This is a genomic window from Winogradskya consettensis, from assembly GCF_018332715.1.
GTDB classification, from domain to species: domain Bacteria; phylum Actinomycetota; class Actinomycetes; order Mycobacteriales; family Micromonosporaceae; genus Actinoplanes; species Actinoplanes consettensis.
The window spans coordinates 180,762-201,967 of sequence record NZ_BOQP01000022.1 but is presented as its reverse complement, the minus strand read 5'-3'; the positions used below and the strand labels follow the sequence as shown (position 1 = coordinate 201,967).

Below are 21,206 nucleotides of genomic sequence, written 5' to 3'. Positions count from 1 at the left end.
CCAGCCGAAACTAACCCCCAAGAAATTGAGTTACACCGTTCTCTTTACAGACCCCCAGTCGCCGCAATCCGGCCGCGTTTCGCGAGGGTTGCTTGCTGCTGTGGCTGGTCCGGCTGCGGTGGAATCGGTGACCATCGCGAGGCTCAGGAGCATGCGCCTGTTGCCAGATTCGTGGGGGCGCAGGCACGATCGGTGCGTGGATGATCTTGCCGAGTTGGTGGAGCTGCTGGGGCTGCCGCCGTTGGATACGGTGCGTCGGCGGTCGTCGGACTGGGGTGCCGTTGAGACGGTGCTGGGGGCTGAGCTGCCGGGGGACTACAAGCGTTTTGTTGACGCGTACGGGCCGGGTGTTGTCGACGATCATCTGTTTGTCTGCGCCCCGGATGCAGCGGTCGGTTGGACTGATCTGCTGGACCACAACGAGACTGCGCAGGAGACGTGCCGGATCTGGTTTGGTGGCGGTGATGACGATGTCATCGGGGGACGGCCTTGGGCGCTGGGTGACTCGTCCCGGTGGGAGGGGGATGATGTTCCTGACTGGTTCCAGCCCGGCGACGACCTGATCTCCTGGGGCGGAACCCCTAACGGAGATTTCCTCTTCTGGCACGTCAAGCCCGGCGTTGTGGCCGCTGACCATCCCGTGGTGCTCCGCGAACGAGGGCCCTACTTCGAGCAGTTTGAGAGCGGTGGGTTCGCCGCAGTGCTCACGGGTCTGCTCACCGGCACCGTCCGTTCCAGATATCTGAGCCGATGGTTGCAAGCCCCGCACTCGTACGTTCCGGCGGGCCACGGAGATTGACGGCAACCGGGCGCGCCGGGCCGATCCGCGGGCGATCATGGCCAGATGACCGCGCCGTTGCCCGTCGAGGCGGTAGTACGCGCCATGGGGGAAGGGTTCATACGGTAAGGCGCCGTCGCGGAGGATTTTCACGGTCCGGATGTCGTTCTGACGGCAGCCACCTGGCGCGGGCCAGCCGGGTGCGGGAAGCCAGAGCGGGGGTCATCACGTTTCGCTGGAAATGCAATCCCACTCCTTTCGGCGTACGTAGGCGATGAATGGGGCCATCGCCGCAGTGGACGCCTGACCGAAAATCTTGTCAGGGCCTGAAATCGCGATGGCGGGGGAACAGGCGGCTGAGCCGGGGGAGGCGCTTCTCGATTCGGGGAGGCTGTCGGCGTCCCAGGGGGTGCCGGTGGGGCAGGGATCGGACGGGCGGCGATGGCCGCGCCGGTCGAGGGCGTCGTCGATGCTGTCCTCCTCGCCGGTGGCGTGGTCGTGGACATTGGCGGCTACGGTGGCGAGGTCTTCCCAGTGGGGCCAGTCGGCGTCCGGCAGAACATCGCGGTCGCGGTTGGCGAGGGCCTGCACTGCGGGGATGTCGGCGAGGTTGTCGGGGTTGCGGGCGGCGTGCTGCCACCAGTGGCGGCCCTGGCCGATGAGCCAGGGCTGGAAGTACCAGAGCCGTCGCTGCTGCAGAGGCCTTGCATGAGCTGGTTGGCAGCTCCCCACATGTCGTACGTGTCGAGCGGTTTCCGTGCCGTGTCCACATGGATCTGGAAGTCGACCACGTGCGTCAGGGCGATGCGGCTCAGCCGGGCCTCCAGCCACGCGGTCCTTCGTGCCGGGTTCGTTTCGGCCTCGCCGGATCGTTCCAGGAACTGCCAGAAGTCTGCTTCATCCACGACTCGGACCTTAGGCAATCACATTCTGCTGCCCCCGCCAGCCTGGGGCGGGCGAGGTCCACGAAGGACAAGTTAGCCGGGGTGCCAGTTCGTCAGACGCTGGATCGCTGCCGCTGGGGCTTGGAGCCAGGCCCCCGGGTCCTCGGTGGGGACCAGGGTGGCTAGGTCGTAGGGGAAGGCGTGCGACGTGAGCGGGAAGTTGTCCAGTTCTGCTTCGTAGGAGATTTCCCAGTCGAGGTTGCCGTCGGTCCAGGCTGTGGCGTGGGCGAAGTCTTCGAGTACGTGCAGGCGGGCGACTCGGGTGCCGGTCGACCATCGGCGCAGTTCGGGGTCTGCGTCGCCGAATGCGAAGTGCTGGTCGACGAGCAGGGTCCAGGTGGCGTTGGCCGATTCGGCCTGCCCACGTGAACGGTCGCCCAGCAGGGAGGACTGTGAGCGGTTCTCGATCAGCACGTAGCAGGCGAACACCGGTCAAGGATGACGGATGAGGGCGGTGTCAACGTACTGTTGACGAGTGGGTGATCTGGAGGATCTCGCTGAGATCGGGCCGGCTCGGGCTCGGTTGGAGGAGCGGGAGCTGGAGTTGATCGAGCGGGCCCGGCAGGGTGGGGCGACCTGGGGGCAGGTGGCCGGGGCGCTCGGGCTGGGGAGTCGGCAGGCCGCGGAGCAGCGGCGGCAGCGGCTGGTTGCCGCGGCTCGGGGGCGTCGGGACGATCATGACTTCAGGTACGCGCACAGCATCGTCGTTCTTCGTGCTGCCGTCACTGAGCTGCACCGGAGCATCGCGGCGGATCGGCGTTGGGGGTCGAGGTTCACGCGGGCGGAGCTGGTGCGGGTGACCGTGGAGACCGCGCTGGATGCGGCTCCGGGCGGGCTGTTCGCGCTTGCTGCTCAGGCCGTTGACGACCTGCGCGGGGTCAGGGTTCCGGGGTATGTGGGGATCGCTGTTCGCAAGGTGAGAGGTGCCTTGTCAACTGATGGTTGACGGGGATGGTGTGCGTTGCGCGTACCCATGGATGGTCTTCAGGATTTGAGCCATGGAGGCTCAAGGTCGGGGGCGCAATGCCGTGCTTTTCGTGGCGATCTCTGTGCTGGCCGGGTTCGGGAGCAGCGCGATGTCGCTGGTGGCGGGGATCTGGATCCTCGATCTGACCGGGTCGCCGAGTCTGGCTGGGCTGGCGGGGTTCTGCGTCTACGCGCCGACGCTGGCCGGGCCGTGGCTGGGTGGGCTCGTTGATCGGGTGCCGCGGCGGTTGCTGCTCATCGGCACCAATCTCGTGCTGGCCGGGTCGCTGCTCACGCTCGTCGTCGCCGCCGGTCCGGGGCTCATCTATTTTGTCTCCTTTGTGTACGGGCTCAGTTACGTGCTGCTCGACGCGGGGGAGTCCGCGGTGCTGCCGTCCGCCCTGTCCCGCGATGAGCTGGGGCACGTCAACGGGTGGCGGTCCAGTGCGCAGGAGGGTATGAAGCTGATCTCTCCGGCCGCCGGCGCCGGACTGTACGCGTGGCACGGTGGCCCGTCCGTTGCCCTGCTCAGCGCCGTGTTGCCGCTGATCGGGGCCGTGCTCTACGGAATGCTGCGGCTGGCCAGAATCGACAAAACAGAAAAGTCCGAAAAGTGGCCTGGGTTCGGCGTGGTTTCGGGCGTCACGAGGATGACTGTCGGCGTGGCTGCGGTGGCGATCGGGATGTCGGCGTTCGCTACGGCGCCGCAGTACGCCGTGGTTGTCGACGATCTCGCCCTGCCGAGCACGTTCCTCGGGGTGCTGCTCAGCGCCCAGGGTGCCGGCTCGATCGTCGCCGGCCTTGTCGCGGGGCGGATGATTGCTCGGCGTGGTGTCGTGTTCACTGCGGCGGCGGGGGCGGTGCTGTTCACGGCGAGCTTGCTGTTGAAGTGCCTGCCGTGGTGGCCGGCGCTGGTGGTGGGCGCTGTCATCGGCGGAATCGGTCTGCCGTGGACGCTGATCGCGGCGGTGACGGCGGTGCAGACCCACACCCCGGATCACCTGCTCGGGCGGGTCTCCGCCACCGCCAACACGGTCATGTTCGGGCCGATCGCCCTGCTCAACCCGCTCGGCTCCGCCGCCGTCCACCTCGGCGCCCGCCCGACCCTGGCCCTCGCCGCAGCCTGTTGCCTGGCCGCCGCCGCCAGCGCCGCCAAGAAACGCCAGCCTGTCGCCCGGCCGTGAGCGTAAGCAGGGCAGCGGCCTGTCGCCCGGCCGTGAGCGTAAGCAGGGCAGCGGCCTGTCGCCCGGCCGTGAGCGTAAGCCGGGCAGCGGCCTGTCGCCGGCCGTGAGTGTGGGAGAGGGGTGGCGGCCTGTCGCCTGGCCGTGAGTGTGGGAGAGGGGCGGCGGCCTGTCGGGTCAGCTCAGGAAGGGGAACGCCAGGAGGTCGGCGGAATGGGACGTGACGACGGCGATGTAGTTGTCCGGGCGTACGAGGATGAGGGTGGGTTCTTGGATGTCGTAGGAGCGGTGGGCGTGACCGTCGGGGTCGTCCACCTGCACCACGTGCACGCTCGGTGGCATGGTGGGGGCCGGGGTGTCGAAGGCGAGCAGGGTCCAGTGTGGACCGCGGAGCAGGTCGAAGATGCGCGCGCCCTCGGCGAGGGGAGCGTCCGGGGCGCGGTCGCCGGCCCGCACCGCTCCCGGCGACGGCCGGTGGTCGATCGCCAGGGGGCCGCCGCGGTAGTTCAGGGACAACTGTCGCAGCGCGGGGTCGTCGCGGCGCATGGCTTGCTCGGCGGCCTCTTTGCCCTGCTTGTTGTGGAGGTGGGTGCTGATGCCGAGGACGGCGGCGGCGACGGGTAGGCGCTCCGTCTCGTACGTGTCGAGCAGGGCGTCGTTGCCGGTGGCGAGTTTCCAGCCGAGGTTGTAGGCGTCCTGGATGCCGGTGTTGAGGCCCTGACCGCCGGCGGGGGAGTGCACGTGCGCGGCGTCCCCGGCGAGGAAGACGTTGCCCACGCGGTAGTGGTCGACCATGCGCATGTTGGCGCGGAACTGCGACGTCCAGCCGACGTCGGTCAGCGTCACCTGCGGTGCCACTTCCGCGACGATCCTCTCGGGTGACTGCTCGGCCGGGGCGGTGAGTTGCCACAGGTCGGTGCCGGGCAAAGGGCACAGGCCGAGCAGTGGGGTACGCCCGTCAGGCCCCGGCCATATGTGCCAGACGTCGCGGCTCAGACCGGTCAGGCGTACGTCCGCGATCAGCATGGTCTGCGTCTCGAACGTCTCCCCTTCGAAGCCGACGCCGATCGAGCGCCGGATGGTGCTCCGGCCACCGTCCGCGCCGACGACGTACCGTGCGGTCACGGTCTCGCCCGTGCTCAGGGTGGCGGTGGTGCCGTCGAGTGCGGTGACGCCGACGCCGTACTCGATCTTGCCGCCGAGTTGCTCCAGCCGGGCGGCGAGCAGCTCGCCGGTGCGCCACTGCGGCACCATCCACGAGTTCGGGTGCGGCACGTCGGGTGTGGGGTCGAGTCGTTCGGCCATCGACCAGTCGAGTTCCTGGCCGTCGGGGCGGTGGATGCGCAGCATCGGGTAGTCGGCGCCGCCTGCCAGGAAGCGGTCGAGCACGCCGAGGTCGTCGAGCACTTCCAGGGTCCGCGGCTGGAGACCCTTGCCCCGTGAGCCCTGGAACGGCTCCGGCGAGGCCTCGACGATGCGGTGCGGCACCCCGCGGCGCTGCAGTTCGATGGCGAGCGTCAGGCCGGTTGGTCCGGCTCCAGCGATCAGTACGTCCATGGTGAGCCCCCTCGGTTTTGGTGAATTTGTATTCACTGAATCTGGGTTCACCGTAGAACGGACTGCTAATCTGCGTCAAGGGCGAAGAGAGCGGAAGAGGGCGGGAATGACGGCGGCAGGGGTGCGGCGGCAGCAGGCCGCGCAGACCGGGGCAGAGCTCAAGGCCGCAGCGGTACGGGTGTTCGCGCGGCTCGGCTACCTGAACACGAAGATCACCGACATCACGGCGGAGGCGGGCCGGGCAGCGGGATCCTTCTACACGCACTTCACCAACAAGGAAGCGCTGCTCGAATCGCTCCTCAGCGACCTGCTCGCCCAGGGTGACGCGTCGACGCTCACCGAGGGTCACAGCGACGACTTCAGCGACCGGGACGCCGTGCGCTGGCACGTCGCGTCGTACTGGGGCTTCTACCGTGACCACCGCGTGGTCATGGACGCCCTGCAGCAGGCCGCGATCGTCGACCCGGAGTTCGCCCGCCGCTCCCGCGAACTGTCCGAACCGGACCTGCACCACATGGCCGACCACCTGACCCGCGCTCGCGACGCCGGATTCGTGCTGCCGGGCGATCCGCTCGTGCTGGCCGCCGCGTATACGGCCCTGCTCTCCGGCTTCGCGTCGATGTGGCAGCCGGGCGGCAAATCGAGCCTGGGCCACGAGCTCACCGACGACGAGGCGATCGAGACGCTCACCTCGTTCATCTACGCGGGCATCGGTGGCCCGCGTGCCTGAGGCGGGCCGGGCTTCTGAGGCCGGCCGGGCGTCTGAGGCGGGCCGGGCTTTGGAGAGCCGGCCGCGTGCCTGACGCCATTTTTGCGGAGCCGCGGTTGGCTGCGGTCTACGACGCGTTCGACGGCGAGCGCGGCGACCTGGTGCACTACGTCGCGATCGCGGATGAGTTCGGCGCGAGAAGCGTGCTCGATGTCGGGTGCGGGACGGGAAGTCTGGCGGTGCTGCTGGCGGGCGGCGGGCGTACCGTGACGGGAATTGACCCGGCGGCGGCTTCCCTGGAGATTGCCAGGTCGAGGGCCGGTGGCGAGCGTGTGACGTGGATCCACGGGGACGCGGCGTCGGTGTCGGCGATCGGGGCGGACCTGGCGATCATGACCGGCAACGTCGCGCAGGTCTTCCTGACCGACGCCGATTGGGCCGCGACCCTGCGAGGCATCCGGGGCGCGCTCTGTCCGGGTGGCCGCTTCGTCTTCGAGACCCGCCGCCCCGAACGCCGCGCCTGGGAGGAGTGGGTCCCCCGCACCGAGACCCGCGACGGTGTGGAGCGCCGCTTCGAGTTGCTCGACGTGACCCCGCCGTACGTGTCGTTCCGATACAGCTTCCGCTTCGCGTCCGACGGCGCCGTCCTCACCTCCGACTCGACCCTGCGGTTCCGCGACCGCGCCGAGATCGAGGCGAGCCTGACGGCCGGCGGTTTCGATGTGTTGGACGTGCGGGAGGCCCCGGACCGGCCCGGCCGCGAATTCGTGTTCGTCGCTCAGGTCGCGTCGATCACCACGGATGCGCGTTCCCACGGGCGGCAGGCCGCGAAGTAGAGCCGCTGTCCCTGGACGTATCGGGCCTGTGAGGGATGGTCCGGGTCCGGGTGCGAGCCGTCGCGCGCCGCCATCCGCGGCACGGTCACCTCGAACGGCGCGGAGAGGAAGACCGAAAAATCCCAGTAGCCCCGCAGCTCGTCGCGGTGCAGGAACAGGCCGTCCATCACCAGGATCGTGTCCGGTGCGGCCTGCTGCCAGGGCAGATCCAGAACCTGATCGGTACGCACATCGTGCGCGGCCGGTCGGTAACGCCGGTCGCCGCCGGGGCCGAACGGGGCGAGGACGTTTCTGATCAGTGCCGGGTAGTCGTACGAGTCGAGCCAGAAGCCTTCCGGGGAGTCCCTGCCCCGGCGGTGCCTGATCGCCCTCGGGTGGTGGAAGCCGTCGACGCTGATCTGCACGGCGGGGCGGCCGGCGGCGTTGAGGTCGGCGGCGAGCCGGGTGGCGTACGTCGTCTTGCCCACACCGTCGACGCCGTCCACGGCGATGCGCTGTGGACGGCGTACGGAGAGAAGGTCAGGCAGCATTGCGGCCCAGCGCGGCGATCAGCGGGACCGCTGCGATCAGGGTGATCGCGATGATGACGACAGCGAAGCCGACCAGGGCGGCCGCGAGGCTGACCGACAGGGTGGCGACGCCGATGCCGACCACCGGGACGGTCAGGCCGATGTAGCCGATCAGGAAGATCCCCGCGAGCACCTCGCCGCGGTTCTCCGCCGGGGCGAGCGTCGCGGCCACCGCGAGCGCCGCCTTGAAGAGCGTGCCGGCGCCCGCGCCGCTGATGATGCCGCCCAGCACGAAGAAGTAGATGCTGCCGACGCTCACCACGACCGTCGCCAGCGTGGCGATTCCGGCGACCAGCAGGACCGTGCCGAGGATGACCTGGGTGCGTACGCTCAGCGACCGCACGGCGATCTGGGACAACGCGGCCGCGGCGAACGTGAGGAACACGACGAACCCGGCCGTGGCACGTGACGTGATGTGGAGCTGGCCGGAGACGAAGACCGGGGCGAGCGAGGTGAACAGGCCGAGCACCGAGAAGGCCGCGAACGCTGTGCCGCCGGCCAGGAAGAAGCGGGCACGGGCGTCGCGCGGGACCCGTACGCGCTGGGGCCGGTAGGCGGGGCGGACCTGCGGGCGGGTCGCGGTCTCGGGGACCAGTGCGATGCCGGCGAAAGCAAGGATCAACAGCACGAGGAAGACTTCGTACGGCGTGACGAGCGGCCCGCTCACCCACCGCGCGAGCACTCCGGAGATGAGCGCGCCGATCCCGAAGCCGCCCAGGTTCGCCGCGCCCGACACGATCTGGCCGCGTGCGGGGCTCGCCCCGGGCCGCGACTTGAGGTGCAGGTCGAGAATGTGCGCAGTCACCGTCGCCGTGAGCATGCCGATGCCGAGCCCCGAGATCACCCGCGCCACGATCAGGCCGGGCAGTTCGGGCCAGACGATGAACAGGATCGCGGACACGATCTCGAGGCCGATGGCGGGCAGCAGGATCTTGCGGCGGCCCAGCGAGTCGCCGAGGTGACCGGCGAGGAAGAGGCTGATCACGACGCCCACGGCGTACGCCGCGAAGGCAACCGTGACAGCGAATGTCGAGAAGCCGTCGCGCCGCTGGTAGAGCGACCACAGCGGGGTCGGCACCGTGCTGTACGCCATGACCACCAGGAACGCGGCCGCGGCGATCCAGAACCCGGTGCCGTGACCGATCCCGCCTCTCGTCTCGACGGCCGGGCGGGGTGCGGCTTGCAGCGTTGTCATGTGTCCCAGTGTGCGAGCCTTGATCCATCGGGTCCAACGCTGATCTATGATGCCATTGATCGCCAGGGGAGATGAATCATGGACAACCGGCAGCTGGAGGTCTTCGCCGCGGTGGCCCGCGAGGGCAGCTTCACCCGCGCCGCCACGCACCTGCACCTCGTGCAGTCCGCGGTCTCCGCCACCGTCGCCGCCCTCGAATCCGACCTGGGTGAGCGCCTTTTCGACCGCACCACCCGCCGCGTCGTGCCGACTGCGGCCGGCCAGGCCCTGCTGCCGCACGCCACCCTGATCCTCGACGCTTTCCGCGCCGCGCGCGACGCCGTCGAGGCGGTCAGCGGGGGCCTCTCCGGTGCTATCCGCATCGGCTACATGACCAACGTCACGCTCTTCGACATCCCTGAACTGCTCGGCCGCTTCAGCCACGACCACCCCGACGTCACGATGCACCTCGCCCCGGCCGCGACCGGCACGGCGGGCCTCGCCGAGCAACTCCGCCGCGGCGACATCGACCTGGCGTTCCTGTCGGCGACCCCGGACGACTATCCGGGCCTGCAGATCGACGAACTCGCCAGCTCCCCACTCGGTCTCGCCGTGCCAGCCGGACACCCGCTGGCGGGCCGCAGCCGCATCCTGCTCGCCGACACGGCGTCCCTGCGGTTCGTCGACTACCGCGAAGGCTTCGCGAGCCGCACCCTGCTCGACATCGAGTTCCGCCGCCGCGGCCTGCGCCGCGACGTCCAGCTGGAAACCTCCGACACCAACGATTTCGCGGCCCTGGTGGCGAACGGCCTCGGCGTGGGCTTCCTGCCGCAATATCTCGCCGAGGCCGACGAGCGGCTGCATTGGATCACCCTCCAGGACGTCGACCTGAGCATGCGCGTCAGCGTCGGCACATCCCGCGACCGGCTGCTCAGTGCGGCGGCCTCCCGGCTCACCGCGCTGGCCCTCAGCGGGCGGCCATCTCCGTGACCTGGGCGAGCACCAGCTCCGGCCGGTCCAGCGGCACGTCGTGCGAGCTCCCCTCCGCGGTGACGACCTTGCCCGGCGCAGCAAAGCTCTCGGCCGCGTCCCGCCACCGCTGCGCATCCTCCGGAGACCCGTCAAAAGGCGTCTTCTCCGACACGATCACGGTCTTCGGGACATCCGCGGGCCACGACACCTCGTGGTACGCGTTGTGCACCGGCCCGAAGTTCTCCGCCGTAGCGATCAGCTGCCTGTTCTCCCTCGTGGACGGCTGCTGCTTCAACGCCTCGATCTGCGGCCCGTTCACCGCCACGATCCGCTCGACCTCCGCCTCGGTGAAGAACGGCGGCAGGTTCGCATCGACGAGCACCGCGCCGTCCACCCACCCCGGGTTCTCCCGCACGAAGTACGTCGCCACCTCCCCGGCCTGCGAATGCGACACCAGAACAACGTCATCCGTCACCCCGAGCTCGGTCAGCCCGGCCTTGAGATCACCGGCCGCCCGAACCGGATCCCACGCCCCCGGCACCTCGTCGCTGTCACCCATCCCGGCCCGGTCGTAGGTGATGACCTCGGACCCGGTCGCCTGCGAGATCTGCGGCACCAGCGTCTTCCAGTAGGACGAGTCCTCGCCACCGCCGGCATCCAGCACGATCGCGGGCAACTTCCCCGGCGTCACATGAAACGCCAGCCGCCGCCCGTCCCGGCTGACCATGCGCACCGTCGGATCCGCCGGCGCACTGGACGTAACGGGCACGCTCGAAGCGGCAGGCGCGGGGGGAGCAGCCTCCGGGGTCTCGCTGCATGCGGCCAGGCCGCAGGCGAGGACCGCCGGCAACGCAAGAGTCAGGGGAGCCCAGCGGCGTTTCAAGGTCATGGCATTTCCTTGGGGGAACGCGGCACCCGAACGGCGCCGAACAACCACAAGTCTCGATCTCCGCACCCGCCCGATCGACCCTGCTGACCCCAGACTTCCCCTTACCGCCAGCACCAAGATCACCCGGGGGTTAACCCCACCCTGCGTCGGCCCGAGCTGGACCGACCCACCTGTCAGCAGGCGTCCTCATGGGGTGACAGCAACGCGCTCGACGCGTACCGGCAAAGCAGGAAGCGGCGGCCCGGAAAGGTCTGGGCCGCCGCTTGCTGGAGGAACGGTCAGTTGCCGCGGACGCTCTTGCGGTAGTCGGCGTTGAGGCGGCCGATCAGGGTGAGGGGGATGCCCTTGGGGCAGACCGTGGTGCACTCGCCCATGTTGGTGCAGCCGCCGAAGCCGGCGTCGTCCTGGGCCTCCAGCATGTCGACCACGCGGGTGGCCCGCTCGGGCTGGCCCTGGGGCATGAGGCCGAGGTGGGCGACCTTCGCCGCGGTGAACAGCATCGAGGAGCCGTTGGGGCAGGCCGCGACGCAGGCGCCGCAGCCGATGCAGGTGGCCGCTTCGAAGGCGAGGTCCGCGTCGGGCTTGGGGACCGGCGTGGAGTGCGCCTCGGGGGCCGTACCCGTCGGGGCGGTGATGTAGCCGCCGGCCTGGATGATGCGGTCGAAGGCACCGCGGTTGACCACCAGGTCCTTGATCACCGGGAAGGGGGCAGCGCGCCACGGCTCGACGTCGATCGTGTCGCCGTCGTTGAAGTGGCGCATGTGGAGCTGGCAGGTGGTGGTGGCCTTCTCGGGGCCGTGGGCCACGCCGTTGATCATCATGCCGCAGGCGCCGCAGATGCCCTCGCGGCAGTCGTGGTCGAACGCGACCGGCTCGTCGCCGCTGAGGATGAGGTTCTCGTTGAGGACGTCGAGCATCTCGAGGAAGCTGGCGTCGGGCGAGATGTCCTTCACGTCATAGGTCACCATCTTGCCCTTGTCGGAAGGGCCGGCCTGGCGCCACACGCGTACCTGGATGTCCATTACTTGTAGCTCCGCGTGCTCGGGTGGACGTATTCGAATTCGAGCTGCTCCTTGTGCAGCGTCGGCGCCTGGCCGGTGCCGGTGAACTCCCACGCGCCCACGTAGCTGAACTCGTCGTCGTGGCGCAGCGCCTCGCCGTCGGGGGTCTGGCTCTCGGCGCGGAAGTGGCCGCCGGCCGACTCGCCGCGGTGCAGCGCGTCGATGCACATGAGCTCGCCCAGCTCGAGGAAGTCGGCGACGCGGCCGGCCTTCTCGAGGTTCTGGTTGAGCTGCTCGCCGGTGCCCGGGACCTTCACCCGGGTCCAGAACTCCTCGCGCAGGCCGCGGATGAGCGAGATGGCCTTGCTCAGGCCCTCCTCCGTACGTTCCATGCCGCAGTACTCCCACATGATGTGGCCGAGTTCGCGGTGGAACGAGTCGACGGTGCGGTCGCCGTTGATGCTGAGCAGCTTCTCGAGCCGCTCCTCGACCTGCCGGCGGGCCGCGACGACCTGCTCGTGGTCCGGCGAGATCGTGTCGTGCGAGCTGGACGCGAGATAGTTGGCGAGCGTGTACGGCAGCACGAAGTAGCCGTCCGCCAGCCCCTGCATCAGCGCCGAGGCACCGAGCCGGTTCGCGCCGTGGTCGGAGAAGTTGGCCTCACCGACGACGAACAGGCCGGGGATCGTCGACTGCAGGTCGTAGTCGACCCAGAGGCCACCCATCGTGTAGTGCACGGCAGGGTAGATGCGCATCGGCGTCTCGTACGGGTCGTCGCCCGTGATCCGCTGGTACATCTCGAACAGGTTGCCGTACTTCGCCTCGACGGCGGGCTGGCCGAGCCGCTCGATCGCGTCGGCGAAGTCGAGGTAGACACCGAGCCCACCGGGCCCGACACCGCGACCCTCGTCGCAGACGTTCTTCGCCGCGCGCGACGCGATGTCCCGCGGGACCAGGTTGCCGAACGACGGGTAGATCCGCTCGAGGTAGTAGTCGCGCTCGTCCTCGGGGATGTCGCCCGGGGCGCGTTTGTCCGTGCCGACCTTGGGCACCCAGACCCGCCCGTCGTTACGCAACGACTCGCTCATCAGCGTGAGCTTGCTCTGGTGCGAACCGGACTCGGGGATGCACGTCGGGTGGATCTGCGTGTAGCAGGGGTTCGCGAAGAGAGCGCCCTTGCGGTGCGCCCGCCAGCTCGCCGTGACGTTGCAGCCCATGGCGTTCGTCGACAGGAAGAACACGTTGCCGTAGCCACCCGAGGCGAGCACGACGGCGTCGGCCAGGTCGGTGGAGATCTCGCCGGTGACCAGGTCGCGTACGACCACGCCCCGCGCCTTGCCGTCCACGATGACCAGCTCGAGCATCTCGTGGCGGGCGAACATCTCGATGTTGCCGAGCCCGATCTGACGTTCCATCGCCTGGTACGCGCCGAGCAGCAGCTGCTGACCCGTCTGCCCGCGGGCGTAGAACGTGCGTGACACCTGCGTACCACCGAAGGAGCGGTTGTCGAGCAGGCCGCCGTACTCGCGGGCGAACGGGACGCCCTGCGCGACGCACTGGTCGATGATGTTCGCGCTGACCTCGGCGAGGCGGTAGACGTTCGATTCGCGGGCGCGGAAGTCGCCGCCCTTGACCGTGTCGTAGAACAGCCGGTAGGTGGAGTCGCCGTCGTTGCGGTAGTTCTTCGCGGCGTTGATGCCACCCTGCGCGGCGATCGAGTGCGCGCGGCGCGGGCTGTCCTGGTAGCAGTACGAGCGGACCTTGTAACCGGCCTCGGCGAGCGTCGCCGCCGCCGAGCCGCCGGCCAGGCCGGTGCCGATCACGATGACGCTCAGCTTGCGCCGGTTGGCCGGGTTGACCAGCTTGGCTTCGAACTTGCGGCGCTCCCAGCGGGTCTCGATGGGCCCGTCCGGCGCGGCCTGGTCGGCGATCGCGTCGCCTTCGTTCCAGAAGGTCATGTCAGTCCACCAATCCGATGAGCACGGCGAACGGCACCGACAGGTAGCCGACGACCAGGACGACGGAGAGCACCAGCGCCACGGCCCGGGCGATCTTCTCGCCGTGCGGGCGCTGCTGGCCCAGGGTGCGGGCGGCGCTCCACAGCCCGTGCCGCAGGTGGAAGCCCACGGCCACGATGGAGAGCGTGTAGAACAGCGTCACGTACCAGCGGCTCGGCGCGAAGTCGGCGGCCACGTTCGCGTACACCTCGCCGGGCTTGCCGTTGGGGTTCAGCGTGCCGGTCGTGAGGTCGAGGATGTGGTAGATGATGAAGAGCAGGACGATCACGCCGCCCCAGCGCATCGTGCGCGCCGCGTAGCTGCCCTGGACCTTGGGCCGGTGCGCATACTTCACCGGCCGGGCCTTGCCGGCACGGCGGGCCAGGATGACGGCCGCGGTGATGTGCCCGATCACGGCGAAGGTCAGCACCGCCCGCTGGATCCACAGGTACCAGTCCTGGGGCAGCAGCGGGGTGCCGATCGTGCGCAGCCAGTGCGCGTAGTGATCGAACGTCTCGGCACCGAAGAAGATCTTCAGGTTGCCGATCATGTGCACGTACAGGAATCCGACCAGCAGCAGGCCGGTGACCGCCATGAGGATCTTCAGTGCGATCGAGGATCGCACCCCACGGGGTCGCCGCTTGCCCTGGACCTTCGGCACCGTTGTCGCCGGTCCGGCTTTCGCCTTCGGGGTTGTACTGGTATCTACCGCCACACCTTGGACGGTAGAAACGCTGGGCCGATTCGTCTAATGCATGATCGGGTAGGTAATCATAGACGTAGGCTATCAAGGTGCAGCTTCAGCAGCTTCGGTACTTCCTAGCGGTAGAAGAAACCCGGCATTTCACCCAAGCGGCTGACATTCTGGGCGTCTCGCAGCCCACGCTCAGTAAGCAAATTCACAGCCTGGAAAGTACGCTCGGCGCGCCGCTGTTCGAGCGGGTCCGGAATGCGGTGGCTTTGACGGCTGCGGGCGAAACGCTCCTGCCGCACGCCCGCAGGATGATCGCCGATGCCGACGCCGCCCAGGACGCGGTTAAGGAGATCATCGGCCTCCGCCGCGGCCGCGTACGCGTCGGAGCCACCCCGAGCCTCTGCTCCTCGCTGGTGCCACCCGTCCTGCGCCGCTTCCGCGCCGAACACCCCGACGTCGAACTCCTCGTCAACGAGGGCAGCTCCCAGGACATGATCGCCCACCTGCTCGCCCGCGACCTGGACCTCGCCCTGATCGTCCACCCCGAACAGGGCGTCGACCCGTCGCTGCACGCGGCGCCGGTCCTGCGCGAAAGCCTGGTGGTCGCTTCTGTTCTCTCGGGCCCTCCACCGACCACGAACGCTCAGGTCGAATTGAACGAGCTGCGCGAAACGCCACTGGTGATGTTCCGCCCAGGCTACGACCTGCGCGACGTCACGCTCGAGGCCTGCCGCCGCGCCGGCTTCACCCCACGCTTCGCCGTCGAGGGCGGCGAGATGGACGCGGTCCTGGCCTTCGTCGAGGCCGGCCTGGGCGTGGCCCTGGTGCCGAGCATGGTGCTGGTCAACCGTCCGCTTCTGCGAGCCACACCGCTCGCTTCGCCGGGGATGCGCAGAACGGTCGCCCTCGCCCACCGCCGCCGCGCAATCCTGCCGCACGCAGCCTCGGCCCTGCGAACCTCCATCCTCGAGCACATCGCCACGGGTGAACTACCGGTCGGCGTCCACCCACTCTGACGGCGACAATTCAGGCACACAGACGATCATGTCGTACGCGGTGAGCACGTCAACGTCTTGAAAACTGTCCATGACGCGTACGCATGCCGGGCCGCTCAGCTTTCCCCGCGCGGGCCGGAGGTCCACGAGCTGCGCCACGTCTCCGCCTGCGAACGCCGCCTCGACGCTGTCCGCCCTCGGCTCGGGCAGTTCGGCGTTCACGACCGCGACCCCGCCGGGCGCATCCGGATCCCGGCGTCGCGTCGGTGTCCATCCCTTGAGCGCGGTCACGGCGATGGACAGAAAACGCTCATCCCGCAGATGGTGACCCAGTGTCGGAACGCTCAGTCCGGGTAGCTGCATCGGCACCCGCTGGAGGTGACTGTTCGCCGCGCCGATGACCGTCTTTTTGTCCGTCCGGGTCAACGCCGTCTCGGCCATGCCCAGGTCGCGCGCCGCATGATTGCCCCGCAACAGCTGATCGAGCAGAACCGCAAGCCGCAGCTCGTGCCGGGTCGTCGCGTCCGCACGCCGGATCTCCAGCCGGGTCAGCAGATCGATGAGCAGGGCCGTCGCCCGGTCCCGCTCTCCCTGTTCCATTTTTCCGTACGCCATGTACGCGAGCAGCCCGTGCTCGCTCGCATACCGCCGCGTCAGCCCGAGCAGTTCGTCCATGACGGGCAGTTCGGCGTCCTCCAGTCGCGCCCGGACATGCTCGAGTGCGGGCAGGTTCGAGGTAGCCGAACCAGAAACGTCCAGTCCCAGAAACCGCAGATTGTTCGCCGCGCGCATCCACTCGAGCTGCGTGCGCATCTCGGGCAGCAGCCCCATCCGATACGTGAAGCCCCGCTCGACCAGCTCGTCCAGATCCCCGGCCCCGCCGCGCACCCACTCGTCAACAGCGAGGCCCTCACTGAACCCGGACTCCATCGCAACAACCTCGAACCCGCACTGCTCAACGAGCACCCTCGTCAGCCGTTGCCGCACCGCGTAATACTCCCCGACCCAGTGCGAACTCTCCCCGACCGCCACGATCCGCGCATCCCCGAACAGCCCGCCGTCCACCCGGTCGAGCGGCACTGCGGATTCAGCCACGAACGTACGGAAATCCTTGAGCATCCGAGCACTTTAGACTGCGCACCGCGCCCCGAGGCGTCACTGACCAAGGCTCGCTGTCAGCACCACGCCCCGCCGGCATGAGAGCCGGTGAGCAGCCGCTTGTTCTAGCGGGCCGGGCCGATGGTGTCGGCGACGATTTTCGCGGAGAGGGTGACCATGGGGAGGCCGCCGCCGGGATGGGCGGAGCCGCCGACGAGGTAGAGGCCGTCGACCGGGCCCCGGTTGGAGGGGCGGAGGAGACCTCCGGCCGTACCGTAAATGGTGCCGCCGGGGGCCGCGGTCGCCGCAGCCAGGTCGGCCGGGGTTCGGGTCTCGAGGAAACGCACCCGGTCGCGGACGTCGAGACCGCGAGTGGCCAGGACCTCCAGCAGATGATCGGCGTAGGCCGAGGCCAGGCCGGGCCGCAACCAGTCGACCGCGCCGGAGGTCGTGCCGTGCCGTGCCGCGTTGACCAGGACGAACCAGGCCTCAGCATCCGAGGGGTGAACCGCGGGGTCCGGGGCGCGGGTGATGAAGATGGTCGGCTGGGAGGCGGGGCGGGCGCGGCGGCCGTGGGCGGGGTCGCCGAAGACCGCGTTGAACTCGGCGTTGTAGTTGCGGGGGAAGAAGACCGTGTGATGGGCGAGCTGGGGGGTGTGGCCCTCGACGCCGAGGAGCATGACGAAACCGGCGAGGCTGCGGTCGGCGAGCCCGGCCAGGCGTCCGGGGGTGGGCAGCAGGTCGCGGTACAGCACGGCTGCATCCACATCGGACACCACAGCGTCGGCCGCGATGTGCGCGCCTGATGCCAGGGTCACGCCGGTTGCGCGGCCCGCCGTTGTCGTTACTGAGCGGACCGGCGAGGACAAGTGGACATCGACGCTCAGTTGCGCGCACCGTTCCTGCAATGCTGTCGCCAGCACGCCCAGGCCGCCGGGCAGGTACCAGCCGCCGAAAGCGAGTTCCGCATAGGGGATGGCGGCCAGCGCGGCCGGAGCCCGGCGCGGATCGGCACCGGTGTACGTCGCGTACCGGTCGAGCAGCATGCGCAGCCGCCAATCGCGCAGATAGCGACGGCCCAGCGCGCGCAGCGAACGTCCGGGTGCGATGGCGAGCAGGTCGCCGACGCGCCACGAGAGCCGGGCGAGCGAAGCGGGGGAGACCTCGCTTTGCAGGACCGAGCGCCAGGACGCTGCCCAGATGCGTTCGGCGCGTTCCCAGAAGCGGGCCCAGTCGCGGGCGGCCCCGGCTCCGAAGGCGTCCGCGATCCGTTCCACGAAGACAGCGGGGTCCGACGACGAGTCGAGCACCGAACCGTCCGGGAACACGTGCCGGACCACCGGATCGAGCGGCTCCAGCTCCAGCGTCAGGCCCAGGTCGGCGAAGACCTGCGGCAGCGTGAGCAGACTCGGCCCGGTGTCGAAGCGGAAACCGTCACGCTCGTAACGCCCGAGCTTCCCGCCGATCGTCGCGGACTGTTCGTACACGTCGACCTGGTGACCCGCAGCCGCCAGCCGCACCGCAGCCGCCAGCCCACCGACCCCGGCCCCGATGACCACAACCTTCATACCGCTCGCCCTCGCCAGGTCAGGAGCCCGGCGCGGCGGCGCGCGAACGAACGCACCACCAGCCAGGCGAAAAGCACGATCGAAACCGGCTGGGCCAGCGGATCGGGCCAGGTCCGCCCGCCCGTCGCGGCGGCGGCGATCACCCTTCCCAGCACCCCGATTCCGTACGCCGTGAGCGCCCACAGAGCAGCCCCGCCCCACCCGGCTGCCAGCAGTGGAACGGCGGCGACAGCCGGGAACGCGTACAGCGCGAGCAGCAGAGCCACGACGACGCCCGCACCGACCGGCGAGCCGAACGACGCCCACAGTGACTTGCTGTAGCCGTCGGCCAGCTCGCGCCACGAGGAGTACATCTGACAGTCGGCGAGCCGCGAACCGTCCGCGAGTGCGATCCGCCCGCCGGAGCGTTTGACCATTCGCGCAAGCCCGATGTCCTCGAGCACGTCGTCGCGGACAGCCTCGTGCCCACCGGCCTGGTCGTATCCGGCGCGATCGACGACCAGCCATTGCCCGCCGGCCGCCGCGAGCGATGGCCGCGACGACCGTTCCATGATCCGCACCGGCAGGAACGTGAGCCAGGACCACTGCAGCAACGGCTGCACGAGCCGCCCGGCCCCGACGATCCTCGGGTACGGCGACAACAGCGTGACCTGCGCGGACCGCAGCAGCGCCACGCCGCCGGCCACCGCGTCGGGCGCGAGCACCACGTCCGCGTCGACGAACACGAGCACGTCGGCGTCCGACGCCGCGGCGGCCAGTTGCGCGCAGGCGTTCGGCTTACCCAGCCATCCTTCAGGCAGCGCGGAGCCGGTCAGCAGTGTCACTCTGTCGCCCTCCAGCGATCGCACCACCTGAGCGGTTCCGTCCGTGGACCCGTCGTCGAGGACAAAAATCGACAGCGAGGGCACACCGCGCTGCCCCAGCAGCGCCTGCAGGCAGGGCGTCACCCGGTCAGCCTCGTCACGCAGCGGCAGCAACACAGCGACGCGCTCAGTGACCGTCGCGCCCCGAACCGGCCGTCGCAGCAGCGCGGCATTGACGAGCGTGTGCCCGGTGAGCGCCACCCACGGCAGCAGGGCAAGCCACCTCATCGCCGCCGCCCGGGGGGAGAGTCAGGCTCGGGCCGCGGGGCCGAGGAACGCGGCAGCCACGTCGGAGAAGCGACTCGAGCGGACCGGACAGCGAGCGGCAGGACGACGGCGCCCATGAGGACGCCACCCCAGAGTGCGGACCAGGGCAGCCCCAGGAAGACCGCGTGGGCGAGCACGGACGAAGCGTACGTCCAGAACCAGAGCGCGAGCATCGGAGCGTCCCGCCCGTCGGCGGGCTCAAGAGTTCCCACGGCGAACCGCAGCGCCGTCATCAGCAGCACGGCGAAGCCGAGCCAGCCCGCGTAGTTCCCGATCGGGATGCCCGGCACGCCCGGCAGCGCGGGTGTGGGGGAGTGCCACGTCCAGTAGCCCTCGGCGACCATCTGCGGGTCCAGGAACAGATCCCAGGCCGCGAGCCCGAGCGCCGCGAGAACGATCCGGGCGGTCGTGCCGCGGGCCAGGCGCAGGGCCGCGAGCCAGGCCGGCCAGGCCATCCAGGTCCAGGCGAGCGGGATGATGAGGGGTACGCCGAGAAGTTTGGGACCGAGCTGGCCCGAGTAGTCGTACGTGCCGAACGGGAACCCCGTCGCGACGCCGATCGCCTCGACCGCGAAGCCGCCGAGTGTGGCCGTCGCGATCAGCGCACCCGCAGCGCGTACACCCCGGGTGGTGAATGCATGCGCGACCGAAAGCACATACCCCAGCACAACGGTCGCCACCGTGCAGCCGGCGCGCACATCACCACTGGTCAGCGGGTAGCAGATCTGCAGCAGGACGAGCGCGCCGAGCAGCCCCCAGTCCCTGAGCGTCTTAGATGCCGACAATGCCCGGCGCGCCCTCGGCCCGGGCGCGCTCGGTCAGCGGCAGGTCGCGCCCGAGGATCGCGAAGGCGCGCTCGTCGCCGGGGAAGTAGAAGTTGCGCAGAACGTCCTCGAAACCGAAGCGCCGGTAGAGCCGCCAGGCCCGGGACTTCTGCTCGTCGGCCTCGGGTGTCGACAGGAGCACGGTGGCGCCGTCGGCCATCGACAGCAGTGCACGAAGCTGGCGGGCGCCGATGCCGTGGCCCTGCGCGGTCGGGCGTACGTGCAGCTCGACGACCTCGAAACAGTCACCCAGCCAGCGTTGCCGGTCGGTGTCGGGCAGCGCCGAACGCACCTGGTCGTGCCACCACTGCCCGGCCCCGGAGGCGTAGCCGTAGCCGAAACCGGCGAGCTGTCCCTCGGTGGTCAGCGTCGCGACGGCCCGGAAACCGGCCCGGCGGACGTGGGCACCGATGTATCCGCGACGGGTCGCCAGCAGCTCGGCGCGGTACCCCATCGCCTCGCCGTACACGCTCACCACGTCGTCCAGCCGCCGGAGCATGTCGTCCGGCTGCCAGGGGACGAGCCTCATTGCTCTCCTTCCCGCCAGCCCAGCACGGCTTTGTCGCCGCTGATGTCCCGCACCGCGAACCGCGCGAAGAGGTCCTCCGCGTACCACCGGGCGACCGGTGTCCGCGCGATCACAGCGCGATGCTCCGGCTGACGGTACGCGAACGCGGTCAGGTCCGCCGCGCTGCGCCACACACTCACGGTCCCTTGCCAGCCCACGGGCGCCTCCCCGATGCCGAAACGGCCCAGCAAGCCGGGCGCCGCCACCAACTCCCGGGCAACCGGTGGCACAGCCCGCCAGAACGTGAGGGCCTTCGAGGGTCGCAACCGGGCCCGGGTCAGAGCCAGGACCATGCCGTCGGTACGCCCCGGGCGGTGAGCGCCGTCGCCGAAAGGCAGCCGCCGTGACCACTTCCCCCGGCTCATGATCGGGGTCAGCGTCACCCGGGCCCGCCCGGCAGCCACCCTGTCCCACGCTGCCCCCGCGGCGCCGAGCTCCTGATCGCCGCTGTCGCTGTCCCACACGACAACCGCGGCGAAACGGGTCAGGTCGGCGTCACCGGGCCCGAACCCGGTGCCCGTCCCCGTGCCGAGCAGCTTGGCGAAGCTCACGCCGGGAAGTCTTCGCAGTCGCCGCGGGTCGATCGCCATCCGCAGGAACGCCTGCCCCACGGCCCGTCGGGGCACCCGCCACACGTGCAAAGTGACCAGTGGCGGAACAGAACTCATCCCTGCACGCTACCCGTTGGCACGCCACCGCCCCCGCGAGGGAATTTCCCCGGACTGAAACGCATTCACATTCCTCTATCTTGACATC

The 21,206-nt window shown here is 69.5% G+C and carries 21 protein-coding genes and 1 pseudogene; 7 read left to right on the top strand and 15 right to left on the bottom strand.

The window, feature by feature from the left end:
* Positions 1–196: 196 nt before the first annotated feature.
* Positions 197–799, top strand: coding sequence for a hypothetical protein (locus Aco04nite_RS22245; protein ID WP_244876189.1), 603 nt, complete (start codon positions 197–199; stop codon positions 797–799).
* A 204-nt stretch (positions 800–1,003) separates the two neighbouring features.
* Here Aco04nite_RS22245 and Aco04nite_RS49005 read toward each other — a convergent pair.
* Together Aco04nite_RS49005 and Aco04nite_RS22235 are read right to left on the bottom strand one after the other, a co-directional pair.
* Positions 1,004–1,683: pseudogene (locus Aco04nite_RS49005) on the bottom strand (DUF4240 domain-containing protein).
* A gap of 72 nt (positions 1,684–1,755) precedes the next feature.
* Positions 1,756–2,151 (bottom strand): hypothetical protein, encoded by a 396-nt coding sequence (locus Aco04nite_RS22235; RefSeq protein ID WP_212999160.1) that lies wholly within the window; start codon positions 2,149–2,151, stop codon positions 1,756–1,758.
* A gap of 46 nt (positions 2,152–2,197) precedes the next feature.
* Here Aco04nite_RS22235 and Aco04nite_RS22230 point away from each other — a divergent pair, with 46 nt between their 5' ends.
* Positions 2,198–2,668, top strand: coding sequence for a hypothetical protein (locus Aco04nite_RS22230; protein ID WP_212999159.1), 471 nt, complete (start codon positions 2,198–2,200; stop codon positions 2,666–2,668).
* 52 nt (positions 2,669–2,720) lie between these two features.
* Positions 2,721–3,872 (top strand): MFS transporter, encoded by a 1,152-nt coding sequence (locus Aco04nite_RS22225; RefSeq protein ID WP_212999158.1) that lies wholly within the window; start codon positions 2,721–2,723, stop codon positions 3,870–3,872.
* A 174-nt stretch (positions 3,873–4,046) separates the two neighbouring features.
* Here Aco04nite_RS22225 and Aco04nite_RS22220 read toward each other — a convergent pair whose 3' ends face one another.
* Positions 4,047–5,426: an FAD-dependent monooxygenase gene (locus Aco04nite_RS22220; RefSeq protein ID WP_212999157.1), complete on the bottom strand. Its 1,380-nt coding sequence runs from the start codon at positions 5,424–5,426 to the stop codon at positions 4,047–4,049.
* A gap of 106 nt (positions 5,427–5,532) precedes the next feature.
* On the opposite strand from Aco04nite_RS22220, the gene Aco04nite_RS22215 reads away from it, so the two are divergent.
* Entirely contained in the window at positions 5,533–6,156 is a 624-nt protein-coding gene (locus Aco04nite_RS22215) for a TetR/AcrR family transcriptional regulator (RefSeq protein ID WP_212999156.1), read from the top strand.
* 65 nt (positions 6,157–6,221) lie between these two features.
* Positions 6,222–6,971, top strand: a complete 750-nt coding sequence (locus tag Aco04nite_RS22210) for a class I SAM-dependent methyltransferase (RefSeq protein ID WP_212999155.1) — start codon at positions 6,222–6,224, stop codon at positions 6,969–6,971.
* On the opposite strand, the gene Aco04nite_RS22205 is transcribed toward Aco04nite_RS22210, so the two are convergent.
* Together Aco04nite_RS22205 and Aco04nite_RS22200 are read right to left on the bottom strand one after the other, a co-directional pair.
* Entirely contained in the window at positions 6,914–7,501 is a 588-nt protein-coding gene (locus Aco04nite_RS22205; protein WP_212999154.1) for a nucleoside/nucleotide kinase family protein, read from the bottom strand. The genes Aco04nite_RS22210 and Aco04nite_RS22205 overlap by 58 nt on opposite strands.
* Positions 7,491–8,735 carry an MFS transporter gene (locus tag Aco04nite_RS22200; protein ID WP_212999153.1) on the bottom strand — a complete coding sequence of 415 codons (1,245 nt, stop codon included), beginning with the start codon at positions 8,733–8,735 and terminating at the stop codon, positions 7,491–7,493. The genes Aco04nite_RS22205 and Aco04nite_RS22200 overlap by 11 nt, the downstream gene beginning before the upstream one ends.
* Positions 8,736–8,813: 78 nt before the next feature.
* Between Aco04nite_RS22200 and Aco04nite_RS22195 the strand changes: the two genes are divergently transcribed.
* Entirely contained in the window at positions 8,814–9,704 is an 891-nt protein-coding gene (locus Aco04nite_RS22195; RefSeq protein WP_212999152.1) for a LysR family transcriptional regulator, read from the top strand.
* Here Aco04nite_RS22195 and Aco04nite_RS22190 read toward each other — a convergent pair.
* The 4 genes from Aco04nite_RS22190 to Aco04nite_RS22175 all read right to left on the bottom strand — a co-directional run bounded on the left by Aco04nite_RS22190 (position 9,682) and on the right by Aco04nite_RS22175 (position 14,198).
* Entirely contained in the window at positions 9,682–10,575 is an 894-nt protein-coding gene (locus Aco04nite_RS22190) for an alpha/beta fold hydrolase (protein ID WP_212999151.1), read from the bottom strand. The genes Aco04nite_RS22195 and Aco04nite_RS22190 overlap by 23 nt on opposite strands.
* Before the next feature lie 278 nt (positions 10,576–10,853).
* On the bottom strand, positions 10,854–11,597 hold the full coding sequence (locus Aco04nite_RS22185) for a succinate dehydrogenase/fumarate reductase iron-sulfur subunit (RefSeq protein WP_212999150.1): 744 nt from the start codon (positions 11,595–11,597) through the stop codon (positions 10,854–10,856).
* Positions 11,597–13,534 (bottom strand): fumarate reductase/succinate dehydrogenase flavoprotein subunit, encoded by a 1,938-nt coding sequence (locus tag Aco04nite_RS22180; protein WP_212999149.1) that lies wholly within the window; start codon positions 13,532–13,534, stop codon positions 11,597–11,599. Before Aco04nite_RS22180 ends, Aco04nite_RS22185 begins: the two co-directional genes overlap by 1 nt.
* 1 nt (position 13,535) lies before the next feature.
* A complete protein-coding gene (locus Aco04nite_RS22175; RefSeq protein ID WP_280519367.1) occupies positions 13,536–14,198 on the bottom strand; it encodes a succinate dehydrogenase cytochrome b subunit in 663 nt (220 codons plus the stop codon).
* Positions 14,199–14,359: 161 nt separating this feature from the next.
* Between Aco04nite_RS22175 and Aco04nite_RS22170 the strand changes: the two genes are divergently transcribed.
* A complete protein-coding gene (locus Aco04nite_RS22170; RefSeq protein WP_212999176.1) occupies positions 14,360–15,283 on the top strand; it encodes a LysR family transcriptional regulator in 924 nt (307 codons plus the stop codon).
* Here Aco04nite_RS22170 and Aco04nite_RS22165 read toward each other — a convergent pair.
* The 6 genes from Aco04nite_RS22165 to Aco04nite_RS22140 all read right to left on the bottom strand — a co-directional run bounded on the left by Aco04nite_RS22165 (position 15,257) and on the right by Aco04nite_RS22140 (position 21,118).
* Positions 15,257–16,381 carry an erythromycin esterase family protein gene (locus Aco04nite_RS22165; protein ID WP_212999148.1) on the bottom strand — a complete coding sequence of 375 codons (1,125 nt, stop codon included), beginning with the start codon at positions 16,379–16,381 and terminating at the stop codon, positions 15,257–15,259. The two genes, Aco04nite_RS22170 and Aco04nite_RS22165, sit on opposite strands and share 27 nt — an antisense overlap.
* Before the next feature lie 104 nt (positions 16,382–16,485).
* On the bottom strand, positions 16,486–17,928 hold the full coding sequence (locus tag Aco04nite_RS22160; protein WP_212999147.1) for a phytoene desaturase family protein: 1,443 nt from the start codon (positions 17,926–17,928) through the stop codon (positions 16,486–16,488).
* The gene (locus Aco04nite_RS22155) at positions 17,925–19,019 is read right to left on the bottom strand and encodes a glycosyltransferase family 2 protein (RefSeq protein WP_212999146.1); all 1,095 of its coding nucleotides are present in this window, start codon (positions 19,017–19,019) and stop codon (positions 17,925–17,927) included. Before Aco04nite_RS22155 ends, Aco04nite_RS22160 begins: the two co-directional genes overlap by 4 nt.
* Complete coding sequence (locus tag Aco04nite_RS22150; protein ID WP_212999145.1) at positions 19,016–19,843, bottom strand: carotenoid biosynthesis protein; 828 nt, start codon at positions 19,841–19,843, stop codon at positions 19,016–19,018. The genes Aco04nite_RS22155 and Aco04nite_RS22150 overlap by 4 nt, the downstream gene beginning before the upstream one ends.
* Positions 19,830–20,411: a GNAT family N-acetyltransferase gene (locus Aco04nite_RS22145; RefSeq protein WP_212999144.1), complete on the bottom strand. Its 582-nt coding sequence runs from the start codon at positions 20,409–20,411 to the stop codon at positions 19,830–19,832. Before Aco04nite_RS22145 ends, Aco04nite_RS22150 begins: the two co-directional genes overlap by 14 nt.
* Positions 20,408–21,118, bottom strand: coding sequence for a monooxygenase (locus Aco04nite_RS22140; RefSeq protein ID WP_212999143.1), 711 nt, complete (start codon positions 21,116–21,118; stop codon positions 20,408–20,410). Before Aco04nite_RS22140 ends, Aco04nite_RS22145 begins: the two co-directional genes overlap by 4 nt.
* Positions 21,119–21,206 lie beyond the last annotated feature (88 nt).